The following is a 23,809-nucleotide window of genomic DNA, read 5'->3' on the forward strand; positions in this document are numbered from 1 at the left end:
CCAGAATCAACCGGCGCGCAGCGAATTGCCGTCCACCACCACGCGGGTGCCGGCGGCGACGGCGTTGCGCTGCTCGATGGTGCGCGTCGAGCCATCGGCCATGCGCACGTGCATCTGGTAGGCCGTGTAGCTCTTCATGTTCTTCTCGATCTGGTTGCCGGCATAGGCGCCGCCGGCGACGCCGGCCACGGTCGCAACCGTCTTGCCGCTGCCCTTGCCGACCTGGTTGCCCAGCAGGCCGCCGATCACACCGCCGGCCACGGTGCCCAGCGTCACCGGCGTGCCGGCGATGCCTTCGACCTGCTCCTGGCGCTGCACGGTGGTCACCGATTCAACAACGCCGCAATTGGCACAGGCTGGAGCCGGGTTGGCACCTGCCGTGCGCGTGTCGGGGCGCTGCGTGTTCTGGGCCGAACCCTGGGCCTGTTGCACGGGCTTGGCGGCGGGCTTGGGCGTGGGTTTGGCGGCAGCCTTGGGCAGGGCCTCGTCGGGCGCGTCCAGCGGCGCCTTGGGCACGGTCGTGGTGGTGGTCGTCGTCACCACGGCCTGGGTGTCGGCCGGCGGCGTGCCGTCCTTGCTCGACATCACCAGGGCGGCGGCCAGGCCGACGATGGCGACGGCCATCACGCCCATGGTGACCAGCAGGGGACGGCTGGTGCGGGCGGGTTCGGCTTGCACCGCACCGGGGGAAACTGTTTGGGTGGTATCCATGAGGGACTCCTTTGCTTGTGCCTCGTTGTAGCTCAGGCACAGGCGCCGGCGTGTAGGCCGATGCAACAAAAGTAAGCCGGTTGCGCCCTACAGGCGATCTCTTTACCTGCGCTATACGCCGCCGCGCGGATGGGTGGGATCGATCCACAGCACCTGCTCGGGCTGCTCTACCGGCGCGATGTCCAGGTTGACCGCCACCGCCTCGCCATCGCTGCGGCACAGCACGCACTCCAGCGCCTCGGTGGGACTGGCGTTGATCTCCTGGTGCGGCACATAGGGCGGCACGTAGATGAAGTCACCCGGACCAGCCTCGGCGGTGAACTCCAGCTGCTCGCCCCAGCGCATGCGGGCCCGGCCCTTGACGATGTAGATCACGCTTTCCAGATGGCCGTGGTGGTGGGCGCCGGTCTTGGCATTGGCATGGATGGTGACAGTGCCGGCCCAGAGCTTTTGCGCGCCGACGCGGGCGAAGTTGATGGCCGCCTTGCGGTCCATGCCCGGCGTCTGCGCGGTGTTGCCATCGAGCTGGCCGCCGGGAATGACGCGCACGCCGTCGTGCTTCCAGTCGTGCGAATGGCCGTGTGAATGGTCGTGGGGGTCGAGATCGTGGCTCATGGCTGTGAGGCTACTCCGGCGCCGCCGTCAGTCAAGCGCGGCATAGACCAGATGGCGGAACAGGTTGCGGTAGTGGACGCGCTGGTTGGGCGCCTGCAGCAGCAACATGGCGAACATGTCTTGCGCCGGATCGACGAAGAACGAGGTGCCGCCGATGCCGCTCCAATAGACCATGCCGGCCGAGCCCGGCTGCGGCCCCAGGCCGGTGGCCAGGCGCACGGCCAGACCCAGGCCGAAACCATGGCCGGGCGGCAGCAACTCGCCGACCGCGGGAATGGCACCCAGGTGGTCGGCCGCCATCCATTCGATGGTCGTGCGCGAGACCAGGCGCTGGCCCTCGAAGCTGCCCATGCCGCGCAGCAGTTGCAGAAAGCGCGTGTAGTCGGCCGCGGTGGACACCAGGCCACCACCGCCGGACTCCAGTCGCGGCACTTCGCGCGCATCCATCATGTGCACGGCGGCGCCGCTGTCCGGGCAGCGCGCGAAGGGCTCGGCGATGCGGCCGAACGCGGAAGGCGGCACGGCAAAGCCCGTGTCCACCATGCCCAGCGGACCGAGGATGCTCTGCTGCAGGAAGGCGCCCAGCGGCTGGCCCGAGGCCACCTCGATCACGGCGCCCAGCACGTCGGTGGCGCGGCTGTAGTGCCAGCAGCTGCCCGGCTGGTGCGCCAGCGGCAGGCCGGCCAGCAACTCACTGGCCTCCAGGTTGCTGCGCGAGCGCTTGCCGATGTCCACCTCGGTGTAGCGCTGCTGCACGGCGCTGTTGCCCAGGAATTCGTAGCTCAGGCCGGCCGTGTGGCGCAGCAGGTCGTGCACTGTGGCCTGCCGGCGCGCCGGCTCCAGCAGCACCTGGCCATCGAGCTCGCGGGCCACTTGTTGCTGGGCGAATGCCGGCAGATAAGCCGCTACGGGGTCGGTCAGTTGCAGCTTGCCCTGCTCGGCCAGCATCAGCGCCGCCAGCGAGACGATGGGCTTGGTCATCGAGTAGATGCGGAAGATGGCGTCGCGCGCCATCGCGTCGCCGGCCGCCGGATCGCGCCGGCCGATCGCCTCGAACAGCTGGGGCTCGCCGCCGCCTTGCGCGACGACCATGACGGCGCCCGGGATGCGCTCGCGCGCCACCTGCTCGGCCAGCGTGTCACGCAGCCGGCCCAGCGCCTGTGGGTTCAGGCGCGCCATCAGCGGTAACGCTCGCGCGCCAGGGCGGCGCCGGCGCCCAGGGCCTGCAGCTTCTTCAAGGCCACCTCGCGGCTCATGGGGGCCAGGCCGCAGTTGGTGCAGGGGAACAGCCGGTTCTTGGGCACGAACTGCAAGGCCTTGCCGATGGTGTCCGCCACCTGTTCGGGCGTCTCGATGACGTCGCTGGCGACGTCGATCACGCCGACCATCACATCCTTGCCTTCCAGCAGCTGCATCAGCTCCGGCGGCACATGCGAGTGGTAGCTCTCCAGGCTGACCTGGTTGATGCTGCTCTTGGCGAGCGCGGGAAACACCAGCTCGTACTGGCGCCACTGGTCGCCCAGCTTTTCTTTCCAGTCGTTGTTGGCCTGGATGCCGTAGCCATAGCAGATGTGGACCGCCGTCGTGCAGGTCAGCCCCTGGGCAGAGCGCTCCAGCGCCTTCACACCCCAGTCGGCGGCGTCCTGCATGTAGACATTGAAGGCCGGCTCGTCGAACTGGATGATGTCCACGCCGTCGGCCTGCAAGGCCAGGGCCTCCTGGTTGAGCAGCTCGGCAAAGGCCATCGCCATCTTCTGCCTGTCGCCGTAGAAGCGGTCGGCCACGGTGTCGACGATGGTCATGGGCCCGGGCAGGGTGAACTTGAGTTTCTTCTTCGTGTGGGCGCGCGCCAGCTGCGCCTCGAAAGCATGGACCCGGCCCTTGAGCTTGAGGGCGGAGACCACCTGCGGCACCATGGCGTCGTACCGGTTATCGCGGATGCCCATCTTGACCTTGTGCTCGAAGTCGATGCCCTCGACCTGCTCCAGGAAACCGTGAACGAAATGCTGGCGCGACTGCTCGCCGTCGCCCACGATGTCCAGGCCCGCGTCCTCCTGCGCCTTGATCCACAGCAGCGTGGCATCGGCCTTGGCCTGGCGCAACTCATCGCCTTGCGCCTTCCATTGCGGCCAGAGCTTTTGCGTTTCGGCCAGCCAGCCCGGCTTGGGCAGGCTGCCGGCGATCACGGCTTCGAACATGGGGATCTCCTTGGTTGGAGTGAGATTATGTTGGACCTCAACGCAGGGTGCGCCTGCATGGTTGGCATGGTGGCAAACCACCGGTAGCGCGCCGGAATGTTGGCCTCGCGGCAGCCGGTGCCCGGGCTGCGGCCTTCGGGCATCGCCGTGCGCCCGGCACCGGTTGATTCGAAGTGCGTGGCGCATCTTCCAGGCTGCCAGGGAATGCCGCCGACCAGGCGGCACGCTGACCGTTGGCCGCAGTCCGGACACCGGCTGGCGCAGGCGAGGTGCATGCCAAGAGGGGCTTCGACAGTGGCCCGTATGATTCCAGCATGGCCCAAACACCGCGCGTCGTCATCATCGGTTGTGGTTTCGGTGGCCTGGAGGCGGCCAGGGCGCTGGCCCGGGCAGATGTGGAGATCACGCTGGTGGACAAGACCAACCACCACCTGTTCCAGCCCCTGCTCTACCAGGTTGCCACCGCCGGCCTGTCGGCGCCGGCCATCGCGGCGCCGGTGCGCCACCTGTTTCGCACGCAGGCCAACCTGACCACCTTGCTGGGCGAGGCCGTGGCCATCGAGGCGGACAGCCGCTGCGTGCGGCTCAAGGACGGCGCGCTGCTGCCTTATGACCACCTGATCGTCGCCGCCGGCTCCACCCACAGCTACTTCGGTCACGACGACTGGGCCGCCTTCGCGCCGGGCCTCAAGACGCTGGACGATGCGTTCGAGATCCGCCGCCGCATCCTGCTGGCTTTCGAAGCCGCCGAGAAAGAGGAGGACCCGGCGCTGCGTGCCGCCTGCCTGACCTTCGTGGTCATCGGCGGCGGCCCCACCGGGGTGGAGATGGCCGGCACGCTGGCCGAGATCGCGCGCCACACCTTGCCCGGCGAGTTCCGCCGCATCGACCCGGCCCAGGCCCGCATCCTGCTGGTCGAGGGCGGTGCGCGCGTGCTGCAGACCATGCCCGAGTCGCTCAGCCAGCGGGCCCGCGAGCAGCTGGAAAAGCTGGGCGTCGAGGTCCGCACCGGCGCCCGCGTGATGGCCATCGACAATGCCGGATTGGAGATCGAATCGGCCTCTGAAGCGCTGGGGAAGGGCTTGAGCAGCTATCGATTGGATAGCAGATGCGTGATTTGGGCGGCCGGTGTGGCGGCCTCAGTGCTGGGCCGGCAGCTCGCCGGCGCCACCGGTGCGCAGCTCGATCGCGCCGGCCGCGTCATCGTCGGGCCCGACCTGAGCTTGCCCAACTTTCCCGAGATCAGCGTGGTCGGCGACCTGGCCGCAGCGCACAGCCACGTGCCGGGCCAAGAGCCCAAGCCCGTGCCCGGCGTCTCGCCCGGCGCCAAGCAGATGGGCCGGCAGGCGGCGGCCAACATCCTGCGCCGCATCGCCGGCCAGAGCACAGCGGCCTTCCGCTACGCCGACTACGGCAACCTGGCCACCATCGGCCGCAATTCGGCCGTGGTCGACCTGGCCTCGCCGCTGGGCCCGCTGCGCTTTAGCGGCTACTTTGCCTGGCTGTTCTGGCTGTTCGCCCACATCTGGTTTCTGATCGGCTTTCGCAACCGGCTGGTGGTTCTGATCGACTGGGCCTCGGCCTACTGGAGCAAGCAGCGCTACGCCCGCGTCATCAGCAACATCGAGCCGCAACGCAGGGAGGCACCATGAGCGTTTCCATCGTTCAACTCGGAACGCCCCGCCGCGCGGGCGAAGGCCTGCGCCTGGGCACGGTGCGGCGGCCACCACGCGGCGTGCCCAAGACCGAATTCGCCAGCGGCAACTGGTACGACCTGTGGTTTCCCAACCTGGCGCCCAGCGCGGAGTTGATGGCCCAGGGCAAGGCCGCTGAGGACGACAAGGCCTGGGCGGTGTTCCGCCGCAAGTACCAGGCCGAGATGGCCCAGGCCGACGCCAGCCGCACGCTCGACCTGCTGGCCGCGATGTCGCAGCAGACCAATTTCTCGGCGGGTTGCTACTGCGAGAACGAGAGCCGCTGCCACCGCTCGCTGCTGCGCGAGCTGCTGGCCGAACGCGGCGCTGACATCGCGCCCTAGGCTTGCGGCGGCAAGGCCATGCCGCACTGCTGGCAGAAATTCGCCTCGCTGCCATAGCCACTGGCGCCGCAGGCCGTGCAGCTGCGCGCGGCTGACGAGTCCCGCATGTGGCGGCGCGCCGTCATCTCCGCCGTCACGATGCCTGTGGGCACGGCCAGCGTGCCCCATCCCAGCAGCATCATCACCGAGGCGATGAAGCGGCCAGCCTCGGTTTTTGGCGTGATGTCGCCAAAGCCCACGGTGGTGATGGTGGTGATGGCCCAGTAGACCGAGGTGGGGATGTCGGCAAAGCCATGCTGCGGCCCCTCCACCACGTACAGCAAGGTGCCCAGCACCAGGGCCGCCATCAGCACCGCCGACAGGAAGACCAGGATCTTGCGCCGGCTGGCGGCCAGCGCCGCGCCCATCACCTGGTACTCCACCACATAGGCGGTGAGCTTGAAGATGCGGAAGATGCGCAGCAGCCGCAGGATGCGCACGTCGATCAACGCGTGCAGCTCGGGGAAAACCAGGGCCAGGTAGGTCGGCAGCACGGCCAGCAGGTCGACGATGCCGAAAAAACTGAAGGCATAGCGCAGCGGCCGCTGCACGCTGACCAGGCGGGCGACGTACTCGATGCTGAATAGCAGGGTGAACAGCCATTCAACCGTGATGAAGCCGGTGCGCCAGCGCACATGCCAGCCCTGCACGCTGTCGGCGATGACCACCGCCACGCTCACCAGGATGGCCACGACGATGGCCTTGTCAAAGGCCCGGCCGGCCGGCGTCTCGCTCTCGTAAATGACCTTGTGCAGCGCAAGCCGCCAGCCGCCGGCGGGCCGTCCCAGTTCGTCCTGGCCCGCCGTCGCCATGCTCAGGCGGCCGCCTGGCGGAAGCGCTCCCAAGCCTGGGGCGTGGGCGTGGTGCCAGCGCCGGGCTCGCTGGGCAGGCGGAAGTGGCCGTCCACCACTTCGGCCGGGTCGGTGAAGCAGTCCTTGATCCAGGGGATGTACTCCAGCACCTGGCAGGCCGGGTGGGCGTAGCTCAGGTGCACGTGGACCTGGCTCATGTCGCCGGCATGCGGCGCCACCGGCAGGCGGTAGGAGTTGGCCGTCTCGCAGACCCGCAATACCTCGGTGATGCCAGCCATCCGCGTCACGTCGGGCTGCACCCAGTGGATGGCGCCCTGGTGGAAGAACTCGGCGAAGGCGTCCTGCGTGTACAGCTGCTCGCCCAGGGCCACCGGCACGCGCGTGGCGCGCGCCAGCTGCGCGTGACCCTTGACGTCGTCGTACCACAGCGGCTCTTCAAACCAGTACAGGTCAAAGGGCTCGGCGCCGCGGCAAAAGCGCAGGCAGGTCGCCAGGTCCCACTTGCCGTTGCCGTCGACCGCCAGAGTCACGTCCGGGCCGATGGCGTGGCGCACCGCCTCCAGGCGGCGCAGGTCGCGCTCCACCGTGGAGCCCACCTTGATCTTGATGCCGGTGAAGCCCTGCTCCACCGCCTTCAGGGCGCCTTGCACCAGCTTGTCGTCGTCGATGCTCAGCCAGCCGATGTCGGTGTTGTAGGCGCGGACCTTGTCGCGCACCTGGCCGCCCAGCAGCTTCCACAGAGGGACGCCCGCGGCCTTGGCCTTGAGGTCCCACAGGGCGATGTCGATGGCCGCCTGCGACAAGGTGGTGATGCCGGCCCGGCCTATCCACTGCAGCGCCGGGTTGCGCGCCAGCTTGAGCCACAGGCGGTTGATGTCGTTGGCATCCTCGCCCACGAGCAGGGGCGCGTGGCAGGTGGCGATGCACTGGGTGATGAGGCGATCGCCCGGCAGGTGGGCATGGGTGCCGGTGAAGCCGTAGCCCGAGAGCCCGTCCTCGGTGGCTATGCGCACGCCGACCACGCCCCAGTGGCTGATGGTGTGCGTGCTGTCGGCGATCTGCGAGCCCGTCACCGGCACATGCAGGATGAAGGGTTCCACGTTCTTGATCTTCAAGCTTGTCTCCTCTGGTTGGGGCCAGAGCGCATGGTAGTGCAGGCAGCGGCCACCCGCCCGGGCCTCAGGCGCCGTCCAGCACCAGGGTCTTGCGCTCGCGCTCGACCGCCTCCAGCGCCTTGGCCACGGCTTCGCCCAGCGTGTTGATGTCGAAGGGCTTGCGCAGGATGGTGGGCTTGCCGGCCAGCCTCTCCACCGCCGCCATGTCGGCATAGCCGGTGGCCATGATGACGGGCAGGTCGCCCACCATCTCGCGGGCCCGCGAGATCACCTCGGCGCCGGTGATGTCGGGCATGGCGTAGTCCACCACCAGCAGGTCGGGCTTGGCGGCGCGGATGGCCTCCAGGCCCTGCACGCCGTTGGCCGCCTCCTCCACGCTGTAGCCAATCAGCCCCAGGCACTCGACGATGACGCGCCGCACGTCGGCATCGTCCTCCACCACCAGGATGCGGTAGGGGATCACCGGCCGCAGCGGCGCTGCCGAAGCCGGCGGCTCGGGCTGCTCGGGCACGTCGTCGGGCGCCACCGGGAAGTGCATCTCCACCGTCGTGCCCAGGCCCACCTCGCTGCGGATGAAGGCCAGGCCGCCGGACTGGCGGGCAAAGCCGTAGACCTGGCTCAGGCCCAGGCCGGTGCCGCTGCCCAGCGGCTTGGTGGTGAAGAAGGGATCGAACACCTTGGCCAGCAGCGCGGGCGCGATGCCGTCGCCGGTGTCGGTCGCCCGCACGATGACGTAGTCGCCGGCCTTGAGCTCGCCCTCGGCTTCCTCCAGGTAGCGCTCGCCCGTGGAGATGGTCAGGGTGCCGCCCTGGGGCATGGCGTCGCGCGAATTCACCGCCAGGTTCAGCACCGCCATCTCCAGCTGGCTGGGGTCCAGCACCACCGGCGCCACCACCTCGGCCAGATCCAGCACCACCTCCACGGCCGAGCCGGCGGAGATCTCCAGCAGGTCCTTCATGCCGGTCAGCAGCCGGTTGACGTCGGTCACCCGCGGCAGCAGCGACTGGTTGCGGGCGAAGGACAGCAGCTGGTTGGTCAGCTTGGCGCCGCGCTTGGCCGCGCTCTTGGCGCGCTCGACCACCGGCTTGACCTTCTCTTCCTGGGCGTAGATGGACACCAGCTCCAGGTTCATGTTGACCACGTGCAGCAGGTTGTTGAAGTCGTGCGCGATGCCACCGGTCAGCCGGCCGATGGCCTCTAGTTTTTGCACCTGGGTCAGCGCGGCCTGGGCCCGTTCGCGTTCGGCGATCTCCTTCATCAGGCGGTCGTTGGCGCTGGCCAGCTCGCGCGTGCGCTCCAGGATGCGCTCTTCCAGTTGGCTATTGAGGCGCCCCACCTCGGTCTGGCTGCGCCCGATCTGCTCAAGGTATTGGCGCGTGACGTACTGGCGCCGGCGCGCCCGCACCGCGGCATCGGCGGCGCTGAGCAAAGTTTCGGCGTTGAGCGGCCGCTCCAGCAGGATGACGTTGCCCAGGCTGTGCAGGTTGGACACCGCGTGCGCCGGTCGCCGCCCCGACTGCTTGGTCGCCAGCACGATGAAGGGGAAGTCCGACCAGGCCGGCTGGGCAGTGAGCCAGGCCGCCAGCGACTGCGCCAGCGCGGCGTTCGCCAGCGACTCCTCGGTCAGGATGGCCGCCGCCGCACCCTCGTCCAGCGCCTGCAGCAGGTCGCCCGCGCTCTCGCAGATGCACACGCTCTGGCGGACCTCGATCACCTGTTGCACCACGCCGGCATCGCGGCCGCGCGGCGCATGGATCAGAACCCGTTGCTCCATCTCAGCCCGCCGTCACGACATCGCCGTCGCTGAGCAGGGGCGAGCGCCCCCTGTAAGAGGCGATGCCCGACATCACGCCCTCGAAGTCGGACAGCGCCAGGCCCACTTCCAGGCCACCGGCGCCGAGCCGGAACTCGCGGATGGTCAGCTCGTGGGCGCTGATGCGGCTCTTGACCACCGAGACCGCCTTGAGCAGGCTGCCGCGGGCTTCGAAGAAGCGGAACAGCAAGATGGCGTCGCTCAGGTAACTCAGGTCGATATCGCTGCGCATGTCGCCCAGCACGCCGTGCTGGGCCAGCACCAGCATGGTGATGATGCCGCGCTGGTTCAGGTAGGTCAGCAGCTCGTGCATCTGCAGCAGCAGGTACTTGTCGCCCGGCATGGCCTGCAGGTAGGCGTTGAGGCTGTCGATGACGATGGTGCCGGCGCCGTCCTCTTCCACCGCGTGGCGCACCATGTTGGCGAACTCGCCCGGCGAGACCTCGGCCGGGTCCAGCGTGCGGATGCGCAGCTGGCCGGTTTCCAGGTAGCCGCTGATGTCCATGCCCAAGGTCCTGGAGCGGATCAGCAGCGTGCCCAGGCCTTCATCGAACAGGTAATAGGCGACTCTCTCTCCGCGCTGCAACGCCGCCAGCACGCAGGCCACGGCGGTGGTGGTCTTGCCCACGCCGGAAGGGCCGCTGAGCAAGGTGCTGCTGCCCCGCGCCAGGCCGCCTCCCAGCAGCTTGTCCAGCTGCGGGTTGCCGGTGGACACCAGGGTGGCCTCGAAATGGGTGCGGTGCTCGGCCGCCACCAGCCGCGGGAAGACGGCCAGGCCGCCGGTTTCGAGGTTGAAGTCGTGCTCGCCGCCGCGAAACTGGATGCCACGCATCTTGATCACGCGCAGGCTGCGTCGCTCCGGGCCGTACTGGTCGACTCGCGCGTCCAGGTTGATGACGCCGTGGGCAATGCTGTGCAGTTGCAGGTCGTCGTGCTCCGCGCTGCGGTCGTCCAGCATCAGCACGGTGCAGCCGCGCTGGGCGAAGAAATTCTTCAGCGCCAGCACCTGGCGCCGGTAGCGCAGCGGGTTTTGCGCCAGCAAACGCATCTCCGACAGGCTGTCGAAGACCACGCGGGTGGCATTGAGGCGTTCCACCGCGGCCATCACGCCGCGCGTGGTCTCGCCCAGTTCGACCTCGGCAGGATGCAGGATGGTCTGCTCGGCGTCGGGGCTCAGGCCCTCCTCGGTGACCAGTTCGAACACGTCCAGGCCTTCGAGCGACCAGCCGTGCGAGGCGGCAACGGTGCGCAGCTCGCTGGCGGTCTCCGACAGAGTGATGTACAGCCCCCTGTCGCCCTGCTCCACCCCGCGGCGCAGGAACTGCAGGCCCAGCGTGGTCTTGCCGGCGCCGGGCGTGCCTTCAATGAGATAGAGGTGGCGGGCCGGCAGGCCGCCGCCGAGCACGTTGTCCAGGCCGGCAATGCCGGTGGAGGCGCGCTCCTGATCGGGACCAAGGGGAACGGGCGTCGGCGTGGTGGTCATCGTTGGGTGGGCTATAGGCGTCCCGATGCTAGTGGCAAAGCCACAGGCCCCCTGTAGGAGACAACCGACAGATGGGCTGGCGGGCCGCGCGACCACGCGATCGCGACGCTCAGGCGGCGCCGCGGCCCTGCTGGCTGGCGAAGTACACGGCCTTGCGCGCGCGCTGCACGTCGCCCAGCGGCCGGTGCGCCGCCAGTGCCTGCCAGGGGTCGATGGCCGCGGCCTCCAGCTGCTGCGCCAGCGCCTGGCCTTCGGCCGAGGCCGTGTCCTGCTGCGGCAGCATCAGCCGGGCCACCGTGACATAAGGCGTGTCCCAGTTGACCGAGGCGTTCTCGATCGGCGTGCGCTGTTCGCTGGCGAAGAACTGCAGCTGCAGGTCCCAGTGCAGCGGCTGGCGGCGCAGGCGCCCGGCGAAGTCGGCGGCCCAGTCGGCCTTGGCGCCGGCCGCGGCCTGGCCATTGGAGGCGGACGGCAGCAGGCGCACCCGCGCCGCATAGGGCCCGTTGGCCATGGGCACGGCGCTGAACAGCGGCTCGGTGGCGAAGCCGGAGAAGGTCTTGGCCGCCACCTTCAGCATCTTGCCCAGCTGGCGCGGCGCGCCCAGCAGGCCATAACGGCGCACCAGGTGCTTGAGCAGGGCGCCGTTGCCCTGCGCCGCGGCGGCGACGAACGCGACGAACTCGGCGCTGCCGTCGAAGGCAAAGGCCTCCTGGTTGATCAGGGTGAAGTCCTGGCTGCGCGCCGGCCCGTTGCCCAGCGCCGACGGCCCGTCCACACCGAACACCCGCAAGGCCAGGCCGCGGATATCGGGCTTGCGGTCGGCGGCGCGGTCCAGCCCGCCGTTGGACAGCCGCACCCAGACCTCGTGGTCGCCGGTATTGGCGAACAGGCCGTGGCGTGCCCATTCGGGCAGGCCGTCGAGCACCTCCAGGCTGCCGTGGGCGGCGGCCAGCTGCTTGCGGTGCAGGGTGCGGCCCTGGCCCCAGCGCTGCGACCTGGCGCTCTGGATCTGCGCGAACTGCTCGGCATAGCCTGCGTAGAGGGCCTGTTCGTTCGGGGCGATCTGCTCACGCCAGCCGGTGCTGGGCGCGTTGGACGGAGCTGGGGCGCGCATTGGCATCGGTTCTCCTTGCGGGGGTGGGCGAGTCTAAGGCGCGGCCTGCGACTCCTGCAAGCTGCGCTTCGCGGCCATCGCGTGCCTACCCTACCCGCTTTGGTACACCGGGTAAGCCTCGCGGCCTCAGAGTTACGACCTGTGCGGACTCAGCCAGAAATGGACGCCGCAGCGGTGACTCGAGGACTGGCAAGCAACCTCTTGCCCCAGGCAATCCCCCGCGTTTCGACCAACCTGTACAGCACCCAGGCGCCAAGGTAAGACGGTGCAGCGACGATGACAGCACACAGCACCAGCCTCACGGCAAGGTGCAGAGCCAAAAATTGCGGAACCGTGGACAGACACCCGGCTACTGGAATGACGATCAGCAGGTGCAGAAGGTACAAGCCATAGGAGGTGTCGCCCATGAACCGCGCGAGTCGGCTGGAAAGCATTGCTGCGATCCGGTTACGGATGGCACTGGCGCTCCGCAGCACCATGTAGAACAGCGCCAGCACAACAAACACGCGGCCAACAGCTTCCGTCGAGCGCTCCAAGCCAACGTACAGCACACTCACTGAGACCGACGCAAGCAGGTACTTGCGTGGCGATGTCGCAGCCAGGGCCAGCGCCATCCAAATGCCGATGATGAAGACGTAGAGTTTCAAGGGCAAAAACGAAGGCATGGGAAAAGAGCGGAAAAAGTCTGGGAACGCCCAGCGCAGACCCAGGCAGACCGCGATCAACACCGCTCCAGCGCGCAATGCACCGAACCAATGCATGGCCAACATCAGGAAGGGAAAGGCCAGGTAGAACTGCATTTCAAGACCGATTGACCAATCTGGCAGTGCGGTCCTGAATGCGTAGTTTGGAAACGCGCCAAACAAGTAACTAACGTGCATCAGCACGTTGGTCCATGACGAATCGTTGTACCGCGCGGCTGCCGTCGCAGTTGCCGGCCAGACTTGCGCAATCAGATCCCGCTGCGTTCCGATGAACGGCCCGAGCAGCAGCGCGGCAGTCAGCAGCACGAAGTACAGAGGCGAGATCCGAAACCAGCGCCGCGCCCAGAAATCCCGCCATGTTGCCGCATCCTCCCAGGGGCGCGAAACACGCCGCAGCAAGTAGTGGTGCGCCATCAAAAATCCCGAAAGGATCATGAACAAATCCACCGCCAACTTCCCCCATGACAGGATGGGCATCCCCCGTCCACCGACGAGGATGAAGGTGTGATGGAGCAACACCCAAAGCGCCGCGATCCCCCTCAATCCGTCGAGCCACGGCAGATGCGTCGGAGGCGCGGCTCTGGCCGCGAGCTGCTGATGAGGGTTAACCGCCATAGCTTGAGAGTGTAGTCTCAAGCTTACATTCGTCTTGCTGTCTCACGTCCTGGCTTCGTCCTCCTGCAAGCTGCGCCACATGACCTTGCCGCTGCCGCTCTTGGGCAGGGCGTCGACGAATTGCACGATGCGCGGCACCTTGTAGACCGCCATGTTCTCGCGGCACCAGCCGATGATGTCCTGCTCGCTGACCTGGCCCTTGTGGCTGGCGCGCAGCACCACCACCGCCTTGACGGTCTCGCCGCGGTAGCTGTCCCTGGCCGAGATGATGCAAGCTTCCTGGATGGCGGGGTGGCGGAACATCAGGGCCTCGACCTCGGCCGGCCAGACCTTGAAGCCCGAGGCGTTGATCATCCGCTTGAGGCGGTCGGTCAGGAAGAAGTAGCCGTCCTCGTCGACGCGACCCAGGTCGCCCGAACGGAAGAAGCGCTTGCCTTCGAGCTCGAAGAAGGCCGCGGCCGTGGCGCCGGGGTTTTTCCAATAGCCCTGGAACACCATGGGCCCGTGGATGACGATCTCACCCTGCTCGCCGGCGGGCAGCTCCTGCAGCGTCTCCGGGTCGACCACACGGGCGTCGCAGCTGATGAAGGGCACACCCAGGCACTGCTGCTTGGTGGCATCGGGCGGATTGGTGTGCGAGGGCGCGGCCGTCTCGGTCAGGCCATAGCCCTCGGCGTAGCGCAGGCCGAACTGCTCGAACAACCGCTGGGCCACGGCCTGCGGCATGGCGGCACCGCCGCCGCCGATGTAGACCATGCTGGACAGGTCGTACTTGTCGAAGTCGGGGCTGCCCAGCAGGTCGATCACCATGGTGGGAATGTTGGTCCAGCTGGTGACCTTCCAGCGCGAGATCAGACGGCCGGCCAGGTCGCGGTCCCAGCGCGGCATCATCACCAGCGTGGTGCCGGTGTAGATGTTGGCGTGCATCAGGCTGACCATGCCGGTGATATGGAACATGGGCACGACCAGCAAAGTGATGTTTTCTGCCGTCGCGTTGCCCCAGGCGCTGCTGGCCACCGCGTTGTGCATGATGCTGGCGTGGGTGTGCATGCAGCCCTTGGGCAGGCCGGTCGTGCCGCTGGTGTAAGGCAGGATGGCCAGGTCGGCCGGGCCCACCTCCAGCGGCGGCAAGGGCAGCGTGTTGTCCAGCGCGTCGGTCCAGCTGTGCACCGTGCCGCCGGCCAGTTGCGGCAGTGGATGGCGCGTGAGCAGCCAGTCGCGCCAGGCCTGCGGCGGCGCGTTGTCGCCGGCCACGTCGGCGTCGAAGGCGTCGGTGAACTGGGTGACCAGCATGTGCTGCAGGCGGTCTTTCTCCGGCAACGCGTCGCTGGCCTTGGCGATCTCCGCTCCCAGGTCGGCGGTGGTGATGGCGACGCGGGCGTCGGGGTCGGTGATGTAGTGCTTGATCTCCTCGGCCCGGTTCATGGGGTTGACCGGCACCACCACGGCGTTGGCGCGCAGGATGGCGAAGTGCGCGATCAGCAGCTGCGGGCAGTTCTGCATGTCCAGCAGGACGCGGTCACCCTTGCGCACGCCCAGGGCGTGCAGGCGGGCCGCCAGGCGCTCGGCCTGGCGCACCAGCTCGGGATAGCTGAAGCTGCGGCCGAAGAACACGAGTGCCGGCTTGGTCGGGTAACGCAGCGCGTTGATGGCCAGGTTGTCCCACAGCGAGGTCTGCGGCGGCGTGATGGAGTGGGGCAGGCGCTTGGGCCAGAACTTGTGGTGCGGACGCGGCAAGAGATGTCTCCGGAATGTGCGGGCAGCCTAGCGGTGCGGCCGCCATCGCGCATCGGGGATGCCCCCAGGCCGGCGTCACGTTGGCGACCGGCGCCCCCGGATAATGGGCAAATCCTGAGGAGTCAAACCCATGAAGTTCAGCCGCCGCGCCCTTGCCGCCCTGCTCATTGCCGCCAGCACTGCCGCCAGCGCCGCCTATCCCGACAAGCCCATCCGCCTGGTGATCGGTTTCCCGGCCGGTGGCCCGCTGGACCAGCACGCCCGCCTGCTGTCCGAGCGGCTGCAGGCCGTGCTGGGCCAGCCCATCGTGATCGACTACAAGTCCGGCGCCGGCGGCACCGTGGGCGCGCAGGACGTGATGAAGGCGCCGGCCGACGGCTACACCCTGATGCTGGCCAACACCGGCGTGATGGTCATCAACCCCGGCCTGTACGGCAAGCTGCCCTACAACACCCTGCGCGACTTCACGCCCATCGCCCGCACCGCCATGCAGCCGCTGGCCTTGCTGGTCAATCCCAAGCTGCCGGTCAATTCGCTCAAGGAGTTCACGGACTACGCGCGCGCCCGGCCAGGCCAGGTCAACTACGGCTCGGCCGGCAATGGCGGCATCAGCCACCTGGTGCCCGAGATGTTCAAGACCGCCACCGGCCTGTTCATGGTCCACATCCCCTACCGCGGCAGCGCGCCGGCCTTCACCGACCTGATGGGCGGCCAGGTGCAGTTCATGGCCGAATCCATCCCGCAGGCGGCCAACTACCACAAGCAGGGCAAGGTCAAGGCCCTGGCCGTGACCAGCAAGGAGCGCAACCCCGCCCTGCCCGACACGCCCACCGCCATCGAGTCGGGCCTCAAGGGCTTCGAGGTGGTGGGCTTCTACGGCTTCCTGGCGCCAGCCAATCTGCCCAAGGACGTCACCGCGAAACTGAGCGACGCATTCAAGCAGGTGCTGGCCACCCCCGAGGTGCGCAACCGCATGGTCTCGCAGGGCGCCGACCCGGCCTTCCTGGGCAGCGAGGACTTCGGCAAGTTCCTGGCCGCCGAAATGCCGCGCTGGGCCGAGGCGGTCAAGCAGTCGGGCGCCAAACTCGATTGACCGCAATGGACACTCTCTGGCGCCTCGACGCCGCCCAACTGGTCCAGGGCTACCGCAGCGGCGCCTTCACGCCGCTGCAGGCCCTGGACGCTTGCCTGGCGCGCAGCGCCGCCTGGCAGCCCCACCTCAATGCCATGGTGCTGGTCGATGCGGACAGTGCGCGCGCGGCCGCCGGTGCCAGCGGCGCGCGCTGGGCGGCGGGCACGCCGCTGGGCCCGCTGGACGGCGTGCCGGTGAGCCTGAAGGACAACCTGCATGCCCAGGGCTGGCCCACCAGCTGGGGCAGCCGCCTGCTGCAAGGCTTCATCGCGCAGCGCGATGAACTGCCGGTGGCCAGGCTGCGTGCCGGCGGCGCCGTGTTGTTCGGCAAGACCAACCTGCCCGAATTCGCGATGCAGGGCAGCACGGCCAACCGCGTGTTCGGCACCACCCGCAATCCCTGGAACACGGCGCTGACGCCCGGGGGCTCGTCCGGCGGCGCGGTGGCCGCCGTGGCCGCCGGCTGCGGCCCGCTGGCCCTGGGCACCGACGGCGGCGGCTCGACCCGCCGGCCGGCGTCGCACACCGGCCTGGTGGGCTTCAAGCCCTCGGCCGGCCTGGTGCCGCGCGGCGACGGCCTGCCCGAGATCTTCCTGGACCATGAAGTGGCCGGCGCCATCGGCCGCACGGTGCGCGACGTGCAAGCCATGGCCATGGTGCTGGCGTCACCGCATGGCCTGCCGCAGGCCACAGTGCGCCCCTCGCGCATCCTGTTCGTGCCGCGCTTTGGCGGCCAGCCTGTCGACGCCGCCATCGCCGCGCAGGTGCGCGCGGCCGCCGGCCGCTTCGAAGCGCTGGGCCACCAGGTCGAAGAGGCCGCATCGTTCGACCTGGCCGACGCAGTCAATGCGCTCTGGCCCACCCTGTCCAACACAGGCCTGGCCTGGCTGCTCGAGCGCGCCGATGCGCACCCGGAGTTCGGCCTGCCGCCGGGTGGCGCCATCGACACCAGCCAATGCACAGAAGCCGCGCAGGCCAATCTGCGCGACGGCGCTGCCGCCCCGGCCAGCCGGCTGTTCGAGCTGCTGCAGGCGGTGCACACCTTGAAGCTGGCGCTGGCCGTCCTGTTCGGACGGCACGACTTCATCCTCACGCCGGCCACCGCCGCCCTGCCCTGGCCGGTGGAACAAGGCCACCCGCCCAGCATCGACGGCCAGAGCGTGGGCCCGCGCGGCCATGCCGTCTTCACCGCCTTTGCCAATGCCGCCGGCCTGCCCGCCATCGCCCTGCCCAGCGGCTTCGTGCAAGGCCTGCCGACCGGCTTTCAGCTGGTGGGTCCGCCGGCGGCCGACGCCGCCGTGCTGGCCCTGGCGGCGCAGTACGAACAGGCCCACCCCTGGGCCGGCACCTGGCCGCAGCTTCCCACCGCCCCTCCCGCGCCATGACCGCGATCAACGCCCAGCAAGCCGCCCGCCATCTCCTGCAAGCGCGCAGCGGCAGCGCCGTGGCCTCGCAGCTGGTGCTGCCGGCCGACCGTGCCGGCGCCTACGCCATCCAGGACGCCACCCTGGCCCAGCTCGGTCCCATCGCCGGCTGGAAGGTGGGCGCCAAGGGGCCGCAGGCCGAGCCGACCTTTGCGCCCCTGCCCGCCGCCGGCCTGCTGGCCGGCCCGGCGGTCCTGGCGGGCCCGCCATGGCAGCTGCGCGGCATCGAGCTCGAGGTCGCCTTCCGGCTCGGGCGCGACCTCGACCCCGGCGACGCCCTGCTGGCGCCGGCCGACCTCATCGCCGCCATCGACAGCGTGCTGCCAGCCATCGAGGTGGTCGAGACCCGGCTGGCCGACTGGCGCGGCGCAGATCCGCTGGCCCAGCTGGCCGACCTGCAAAGCCATGGCGCCCTGGTGCTGGGCACGCCCTCGACGCTGCGCCCCGATACAGTGGACCTGCGCACGGTGCAGGCCCGCCTGAGATTCAATGGCCAGGAGGTGGCCAACACGCACGGCGGCAACCCGGCGGCCGACGTCTGGCGCATGCTGGCCTGGCTGGCCCGCCACTGCGCCCTGCGCGGCCAGCCGCTGCGCGCCGGCCAGGTGCTCACAACGGGCTCGTGCACCGGCATGCTGTTCGCGCCGGCGCTCGCGCAGGTGCAGGGCCAGCTGGAAGGCATAGGCCGGGTCGAACTGCACTTCTGACCCGCAATTGGTGCGCCGCGCGCCGGTGCGGGACCGCCCCGGCCCCGCTTTAGTGCATCAGGCTTGTATACCTCGGGCACGCAATCTGCTGTGCAAGAGGACATGGCAACCTCTTCTGAAATCAGCGACCGCATCGTCGAAGCCGTGATGGCCAAGAAGCTCGCGCCCGGCTCGCGCCTGGGCGAGCAGCAGCTGGCGATGCTGTTCGACTGCAGCCGCACCATCGTGCGCGAAGCCCTCACGCGGCTGGCCGCCCGCGGCATCGTCACGGTCAGCGCACGCCGCGGCTGGTATGTGGTCGAGCCCTCGCAGGAAGAGGCGCGCGAGGCCTTCGAGGCGCGCCGGGTGATCGAGACCGGCCTGATCCGCAGCATGAAGGGCATCGAGAAGCCCGCCCTCAAGCGCCTGCGCAGCCACCTGGCGCGCGAGCAGGCGGCGGTCAAGGGCAGCGATGTGGGCATGCGCAGCTTCCTGCTGGGCGACTTCCATGTCTGCCTGGCCGAGTGCCTGGGCAACAGCCTGCTGGCCGAGACCCTGCGCGACTTCACCGCGCGCACCACCCTGATCGCCATGCGCTACCAGACGCCCGACGACGCCGCCCAGTCCTGCGCCGAGCACGTGCAGATCGTGCAGGCCCTGGAAGCGGGCGACCTGGCGCGCGCCGAGGAGTTGATGGCTGCGCACCTGAGCACCTGGCAGGCCAAGCTGCACCTGCCGGCCGACGCCGACCCGCTGGCCCAGTTGCGCGATGCGCTGGCGCCCATGCACGGCAAGGCACAAGAGTTGCATACAAGCGATCCATCCACCCCGGCCCGCAAACCGCGGCCGTCCCGTTCGACCTATCTAGGAGAAGTTCTATGAGCCCGAGCAAACGCCATTTGTCCCTCAGCCTGGCCGCCCTGGCCCTGTTCGGCGCAGCCGCCGCCGCCCAGGCGCAGACCGCGCTGGACGACATCCTCAAGGCCAAGGAAATCAAGATCGCCATCCCCACCGACTTCCCGCCCTACGGCTTTGTCGGAACCGATCTGAAGCCGCAAGGCCTGGACATCGAGATGGCCAACTACATTGCCGGCAAGCTGGGCGTCAAGGTGGAACTGCTGCCGGTGACCACGGCCAACCGCATCGCCTACCTGCAGACCAAGAAGGCCGACCTGGTCATCTCCACCCTGGGCAAGAACCCGGAGCGCGAGAAGGTGATCGACTTCACCGCCGCCTACTCGCCCTTCTTCATCGCCGTGTTCGGCCCCAAGACCCTGGCTGTCAAGACGCCTGCCGACATGGCCGGCAAGTCGATCTCGGTGACGCGCGGCTCGGTCGACGATGCCGAGCTGACCAAGGTGGCGCCGCCCAGCACCGAGCTGCGCCGCTTCGAGGACAACAACTCCACCGTCTCGGCCTTCGTCGCCGGCCAGACCCAGCTGGTCGCCACCAGCGCCCAGGTCGCCGGCAACCTGATGGCCAAGAACCCGCAGCTGGGCACGGAGTACAAGTTCGTGCTCAAGGACTCGCCCAACTTCATCGGCGTGGGCAAGGGCGAGGACAAGCTGCGCCTGAAGGTCAACGACATCATTGCCGAGGCCAAGAAGAACGGCGACATCGACAAGATGGCGAACAAGTGGCTCGGTCGCCCTGCGGGCGAATTGCCGCTGTAACAGCGGCAATTCGCCCAAGGGCCGTTTCACGATCCACCCCAACCCTGCCCTTCCCCGTCAAGGGGAAGGGTTCCAAATAGTGCGCGTCGCTTTCGACTTTCTCGCCGTCCTGGCCGACTGGCCCATGCTGCTCACGGGCGTGGCCTGGACGCTGGGCCTGACGGCGGTGTCGGCGCTGGTCGGCGTGGTGGTGGGCGTGGCCTGCGCCTGGGCCCGCGCCCATGGGCAGGCCTGGCTCAAGCTGCTGGTGGGCGTCTATGTGGAACTGATCCGCAACACGCCCTTCATCGTGCAGCTGTTCTTCGTCTTCTTCGGCCTGCCGGCCGCCGGCGTGAAGCTGTCGCCGGAAGCGGCCTCGGTGATCGCCATGGTGATCAACCTGAGCGCCTATGCGGCCGAGATCATCCGCGCCGGCATCGAGGCCACGCCACGCGGTCAGATCGAGGCGGCACAGAGCCTGGCGCTCAACCGAGTTCAGATCTTCCTGCGCGTGGTGCTGCCGCCCGCCCTGGGCAAGGTCTGGCCGGCCCTGGTCAGCCAGATCATCATCGTCATGCTGGGCTCGGCCGTGTGCGGCCAGATCTCCACGCCGGAGCTGAGCTACGCCGCCAACCTGATCCAGAGCCGCAACTTCCGCGCCTTCGAGGCCTTCCTGATCGCCACCGCCATCTACCTGGCGCTGTCGATCGCCGTGCGGCGCCTGCTCAACTGGCTGGGCCCGAAATTCCTGTTCGGGCGCTAGGCTATGGTTGAATTTTCCGTCTGGGACATCTTCCGCAACCTGCTGCTGGCCGCGCGCTGGACGGTGGCCCTGTCGCTGATCGCCTTCATCGGCGGCGGCCTGGTGGGACTGGCGCTGCTGGTCGCGCGCCTGACCCCCTCGCGCTGGGCCGGGCGCTTCGTCGCCGGCTACGTGGCGCTGTTCCAGGGCACACCGTTGCTGATGCAGCTGTTCCTGGCCTATTTCGGCATCGCCCTGTTCGGCATCAACACCTCGCCCTGGGTCGCCGCGGCCGTGGCGCTGACCTTCTACACCAGCGCCTTCCTGGCCGAGATCTGGCGCGGCTGCGTGGCCTCCATCCCGCGCGGCCAGTGGGAGGCGGCGCGCAGCCTGGCCCTGAGCTTTCCCGAGCAACTGCGCCATGTGGTGCTGCCGCAGGCGCTCAAGATCGCCATCCCGCCCACCGTGGGCTTTCTGGTGCAGGTCATCAAGGGCACGGCCCTGGCCTCGGTGATCGGCTTCATCGAGCTGACCAAGGCCGGCACCATGATCACCAACGCCACCTTCAAACCCTTCGTGGTCTATAGCTGTGTGGCCTTGCTGTACTTCGCGCTGTGCTACCCCATCAGCCTGTACGCCAAGGTCCTCGAAAGGAAAAGCCTTTGACCCCCAAGCTCACTACGTTCGCGGCCCCCCGAGGGGGCGCATGCCTCCTAGAGGCGGCTCGTCGGAGGCATGATGCGTCCCATCGTTGAGATCACCGCCCTGCGCAAGTCCTTCGGCACGAACGAGGTGCTCAAGGGCATCGACCTGAAGGTGGCGCCCGGCGAGGTCATCGCCATCATCGGCAAGAGCGGTTCGGGCAAGAGCACCCTGCTGCGCTGCATCAACGGTCTGGAGCAGTTCCAGGAAGGCGCGCTCACGGTGGACGGCAAGCCGCTGATCCACGAAAGCGCCATGGCCATGCGCGAGCTGCGCCAGCGCGTGGGCATGATCTTCCAGGGCTTCAACCTGTTCCCTCACCTGTCGGTGGGCCGTAACGTGATGCTGGCCCCGACCCTGGTCAAGAAAAAGGACCCGGTCGACGCCGGCGAGCAGGCGCGCAAGCTGCTGCTGCGGGTAGGCCTGGCGGAAAAGTTCGACGCCATGCCCGACCAGCTCTCGGGCGGCCAGCAACAGCGCGTGGCCATCGCCCGCGCCTTGGCGATGGAGCCGGCCGTGCTGCTGTGCGACGAGATCACCAGCGCGCTCGACCCCGAGCTGGTGGGCGAGGTGCTGCGCGTGGTGGAGCGCCTCGCCGAGGAAGGCATGACCCTGCTGATGGTCACGCACGAAATGAGCTTTGCCCGCAAGGTCAGCGACCGCGTGATCTTCATGCACCAGGGCCGTGTGCACGAGATGGGCCCGCCCGCCGAGGTCTTCGGCAACCCGCAGACACCGGAACTCAAGCAGTTCCTGTCCTCACTGCACGACTAGCCGCCGAACATCTCCAGCTTGAGCGGCCAGTCGCGGCCCAGCCAGTAGGCGTGGTCTGTGTGATCGGCCAGATCGTCGCCGGAGAGGCCGTGGACCAGGATGTCGAGCCCGTCGCGGTGCGCATCCAGCCAGGGGATGAGGGCGTCGAAGGTCTGGCCGCTGAAGGCCAGCTGCACGCTCCAGCGCGGGTGCGGGCCCACCTCTTTTTCATGGACACGGCCAACCTGCGCCTTGAACAGCTCGCCGGCCTGGGTGGCCAGGGCGCGCGCCTGCTCCACGCTGGCGGCGTCGAAATAGATGTGGGCGTGCCAGGCACGGTGCAGGTTGACGGGGTGGCGCGGCATGGTCGGATTGTGCGGGCAGAAACTGTCAAATTGTGCGGGCACAATGCCGGCCATGAACATCCTGCGATTGTCCTGCGCCGCCCTGGGCCTGCTGGCCGCCACCACCTGCCTGGCCTTCGACCTGCAAGCCCATCGCGGCGCCCGCGGCCTGGCGCCGGAGAACACGCTGCCGGCCTTCGAACGCGCGCTGGAAGTCGGCGTCGACACCCTGGAGCTGGACGTAGGCCTGACGGCCGACGGCGTGGTGGTCATCTCGCACGACCCCTATCTGAACCCGCTGATCGTGCGCGACGCCGCCGGCCAGTGGCTGGAGGGCACGCGCGGCCCGCTGCTCAAGGCACTGACCTATACCCAGCTGCAGGCTTATGAGCTGGGCCGCATCAAGCCCGGCACGCCCTACGCCACCACCTTCGCCACCCAGCAGCCGCGCGACGGCACGCGCATGCCCACGCTGGCGGCGCTGTTCGCCCGGGTCAAGGCCCTGGGCGCCGACAAGCTGCGCTTCAACATCGAGACCAAGATCGACCCCACCCGCCCGGACGACACGGTCAGCCCAGAGGCCATGGTCCAGGCCCTTCTGAAAGTCGTGCGCGATGCCGGCATGGACAGCCGCGTGACCATCCAGAGCTTCGACTGGCGCAGCCTGCAGATCGCACAGAAGCTGGCACCGGCCGTCCCCACCGCCTACCTGAGCTTTCAGAACGCCAACAACGACACCATTGGCAGCGGCCAGTGGACGGCAGGCTTCAAGATCGCCGAACACGCCAGCCTGCCGGCCATGGTCAAGGCCGCCGGCGGCGCCATCTGGTCGCCCAATGGCGGCGCGGTGACGCAGGAGCTGGTCAAGCAGGCCCAGGCCATGGGCCTGAAGGTGCTGCCCTGGACCATCAACAACCCGCCCGAGATGGACAAGCTGATTGGCTGGGGCGTGGACGGCATCATCACCGACTACCCCGACCGCCTGCGCAGCGTGATGCAGGCGCGCGGCATGGCGCTGCCGGCACCGGTGGCCAGGCCCTGATGGCAACGCTGGACAACATCCAGGCCGCGCTGGACCAAGTGCGCGCCGGCACGCTGGCCGTCCACGCCTTCAGCGCCAGCACGCGCGCCGAGACGCAATTGCTGGCGCAGTTGCCACCGCGCTTCACCGAAGTGTTGAACGACCTGCTGGACCGGCTGGAATCCTCGGCCCTGTTCAGCGAAGAGAGCTGCTCCTTCAGCCAGAGCGGCCTGCTGGACAACCTGCAGCTGTGGATAGCCAAGGCGCAAGAACGCCTGCGTTGAATCTGCAGGGCATGGCGCGGCGTGCCAGCCGCCGGATGCTCCTGATTCGATAGCACCCCAGGTCCATGTTCCAAG

At 68.5% G+C, this 23,809-nt stretch carries 24 protein-coding genes; 12 read left to right on the forward strand and 12 right to left on the reverse strand.

The window, feature by feature from the left end:
- Positions 1–6: 6 nt before the first annotated feature.
- The 4 genes from Q0632_RS01185 to Q0632_RS01200 form a co-directional block, all read right to left on the reverse strand.
- Positions 7–711 carry a glycine zipper 2TM domain-containing protein gene (locus tag Q0632_RS01185; protein ID WP_298923483.1) on the reverse strand — a complete coding sequence of 235 codons (705 nt, stop codon included), beginning with the start codon at positions 709–711 and terminating at the stop codon, positions 7–9.
- Positions 712–822: 111 nt separating this feature from the next.
- Positions 823–1,326 (reverse strand): cupin domain-containing protein, encoded by a 504-nt coding sequence (locus Q0632_RS01190; protein WP_298923486.1) that lies wholly within the window; start codon positions 1,324–1,326, stop codon positions 823–825.
- 27 nt (positions 1,327–1,353) lie between these two features.
- On the reverse strand, positions 1,354–2,505 hold the full coding sequence (locus tag Q0632_RS01195) for a serine hydrolase (RefSeq protein ID WP_298923488.1): 1,152 nt from the start codon (positions 2,503–2,505) through the stop codon (positions 1,354–1,356).
- The gene (locus Q0632_RS01200; RefSeq protein ID WP_298923490.1) at positions 2,505–3,524 is read right to left on the reverse strand and encodes a methionine synthase; all 1,020 of its coding nucleotides are present in this window, start codon (positions 3,522–3,524) and stop codon (positions 2,505–2,507) included. Before Q0632_RS01200 ends, Q0632_RS01195 begins: the two co-directional genes overlap by 1 nt.
- A 314-nt stretch (positions 3,525–3,838) precedes the next feature.
- On the opposite strand from Q0632_RS01200, the gene Q0632_RS01205 reads away from it, so the two are divergent.
- On the forward strand, positions 3,839–5,176 hold the full coding sequence (locus Q0632_RS01205) for an NAD(P)/FAD-dependent oxidoreductase (protein WP_298923493.1): 1,338 nt from the start codon (positions 3,839–3,841) through the stop codon (positions 5,174–5,176).
- Positions 5,173–5,562, forward strand: a complete 390-nt coding sequence (locus Q0632_RS01210) for a DUF488 domain-containing protein (RefSeq protein ID WP_298923495.1) — start codon at positions 5,173–5,175, stop codon at positions 5,560–5,562. Before Q0632_RS01205 ends, Q0632_RS01210 begins: the two co-directional genes overlap by 4 nt.
- Here the strand turns inward: Q0632_RS01210 and Q0632_RS01215 are convergent.
- The 7 genes from Q0632_RS01215 to Q0632_RS01245 all read right to left on the reverse strand — a co-directional run bounded on the left by Q0632_RS01215 (position 5,559) and on the right by Q0632_RS01245 (position 14,994).
- On the reverse strand, positions 5,559–6,413 hold the full coding sequence (locus Q0632_RS01215) for an ion transporter (protein WP_298923497.1): 855 nt from the start codon (positions 6,411–6,413) through the stop codon (positions 5,559–5,561). The two genes, Q0632_RS01210 and Q0632_RS01215, sit on opposite strands and share 4 nt — an antisense overlap.
- 2 nt (positions 6,414–6,415) lie before the next feature.
- A complete protein-coding gene (locus Q0632_RS01220; RefSeq protein WP_298923498.1) occupies positions 6,416–7,528 on the reverse strand; it encodes a mandelate racemase/muconate lactonizing enzyme family protein in 1,113 nt (370 codons plus the stop codon).
- Between the two features lie 64 nt (positions 7,529–7,592).
- Positions 7,593–9,302: a response regulator gene (locus Q0632_RS01225; RefSeq protein WP_298923500.1), complete on the reverse strand. Its 1,710-nt coding sequence runs from the start codon at positions 9,300–9,302 to the stop codon at positions 7,593–7,595.
- 1 nt (position 9,303) lies between these two features.
- Complete coding sequence (locus Q0632_RS01230; protein WP_298923502.1) at positions 9,304–10,824, reverse strand: ATPase domain-containing protein; 1,521 nt, start codon at positions 10,822–10,824, stop codon at positions 9,304–9,306.
- A gap of 109 nt (positions 10,825–10,933) precedes the next feature.
- Entirely contained in the window at positions 10,934–11,938 is a 1,005-nt protein-coding gene (locus Q0632_RS01235; RefSeq protein ID WP_298923504.1) for a catalase, read from the reverse strand.
- Positions 11,939–12,087: 149 nt separating this feature from the next.
- A complete protein-coding gene (locus Q0632_RS01240) occupies positions 12,088–13,257 on the reverse strand; it encodes an acyltransferase (protein ID WP_298923506.1) in 1,170 nt (389 codons plus the stop codon).
- A gap of 42 nt (positions 13,258–13,299) precedes the next feature.
- Positions 13,300–14,994 carry a long-chain fatty acid--CoA ligase gene (locus Q0632_RS01245; RefSeq protein WP_298923508.1) on the reverse strand — a complete coding sequence of 565 codons (1,695 nt, stop codon included), beginning with the start codon at positions 14,992–14,994 and terminating at the stop codon, positions 13,300–13,302.
- 130 nt (positions 14,995–15,124) lie between these two features.
- Here Q0632_RS01245 and Q0632_RS01250 point away from each other — a divergent pair, with 130 nt between their 5' ends.
- From Q0632_RS01250 to Q0632_RS01285, 8 genes are all read left to right on the forward strand, one after another.
- Entirely contained in the window at positions 15,125–16,087 is a 963-nt protein-coding gene (locus Q0632_RS01250; protein WP_298923510.1) for a tripartite tricarboxylate transporter substrate binding protein, read from the forward strand.
- A 5-nt stretch (positions 16,088–16,092) separates the two neighbouring features.
- Positions 16,093–17,511, forward strand: a complete 1,419-nt coding sequence (locus tag Q0632_RS01255; protein ID WP_298923512.1) for an amidase — start codon at positions 16,093–16,095, stop codon at positions 17,509–17,511.
- On the forward strand, positions 17,508–18,257 hold the full coding sequence (locus Q0632_RS01260; protein ID WP_298923514.1) for a fumarylacetoacetate hydrolase family protein: 750 nt from the start codon (positions 17,508–17,510) through the stop codon (positions 18,255–18,257). The genes Q0632_RS01255 and Q0632_RS01260 overlap by 4 nt, the downstream gene beginning before the upstream one ends.
- A gap of 102 nt (positions 18,258–18,359) precedes the next feature.
- Positions 18,360–19,118 carry a GntR family transcriptional regulator gene (locus tag Q0632_RS01265; protein WP_298923516.1) on the forward strand — a complete coding sequence of 253 codons (759 nt, stop codon included), beginning with the start codon at positions 18,360–18,362 and terminating at the stop codon, positions 19,116–19,118.
- Positions 19,115–19,909 (forward strand): transporter substrate-binding domain-containing protein, encoded by a 795-nt coding sequence (locus Q0632_RS01270; protein WP_298923518.1) that lies wholly within the window; start codon positions 19,115–19,117, stop codon positions 19,907–19,909. The genes Q0632_RS01265 and Q0632_RS01270 overlap by 4 nt, the downstream gene beginning before the upstream one ends.
- A gap of 79 nt (positions 19,910–19,988) precedes the next feature.
- Entirely contained in the window at positions 19,989–20,651 is a 663-nt protein-coding gene (locus tag Q0632_RS01275) for an amino acid ABC transporter permease (protein ID WP_298923520.1), read from the forward strand.
- A gap of 3 nt (positions 20,652–20,654) precedes the next feature.
- The gene (locus Q0632_RS01280) at positions 20,655–21,296 is read left to right on the forward strand and encodes an amino acid ABC transporter permease (RefSeq protein WP_298923522.1); all 642 of its coding nucleotides are present in this window, start codon (positions 20,655–20,657) and stop codon (positions 21,294–21,296) included.
- Between the two features lie 72 nt (positions 21,297–21,368).
- Positions 21,369–22,106, forward strand: coding sequence for an amino acid ABC transporter ATP-binding protein (locus Q0632_RS01285; RefSeq protein ID WP_298923525.1), 738 nt, complete (start codon positions 21,369–21,371; stop codon positions 22,104–22,106).
- Here Q0632_RS01285 and Q0632_RS01290 read toward each other — a convergent pair.
- A complete protein-coding gene (locus tag Q0632_RS01290) occupies positions 22,103–22,450 on the reverse strand; it encodes a DOPA 4,5-dioxygenase family protein (protein ID WP_298923527.1) in 348 nt (115 codons plus the stop codon). The two genes, Q0632_RS01285 and Q0632_RS01290, sit on opposite strands and share 4 nt — an antisense overlap.
- 52 nt (positions 22,451–22,502) lie before the next feature.
- Between Q0632_RS01290 and Q0632_RS01295 the strand changes: the two genes are divergently transcribed.
- Both Q0632_RS01295 and Q0632_RS01300 read left to right on the forward strand, forming a co-directional pair.
- Complete coding sequence (locus Q0632_RS01295) at positions 22,503–23,471, forward strand: glycerophosphodiester phosphodiesterase (RefSeq protein ID WP_298923529.1); 969 nt, start codon at positions 22,503–22,505, stop codon at positions 23,469–23,471.
- On the forward strand, positions 23,471–23,734 hold the full coding sequence (locus Q0632_RS01300) for a hypothetical protein (protein ID WP_298923531.1): 264 nt from the start codon (positions 23,471–23,473) through the stop codon (positions 23,732–23,734). The genes Q0632_RS01295 and Q0632_RS01300 overlap by 1 nt, the downstream gene beginning before the upstream one ends.
- Positions 23,735–23,809 lie beyond the last annotated feature (75 nt).

The organism is uncultured Ramlibacter sp. (assembly GCF_936925435.1).
Taxonomy (GTDB): Bacteria; Pseudomonadota; Gammaproteobacteria; order Burkholderiales; family Burkholderiaceae_C; genus Ramlibacter.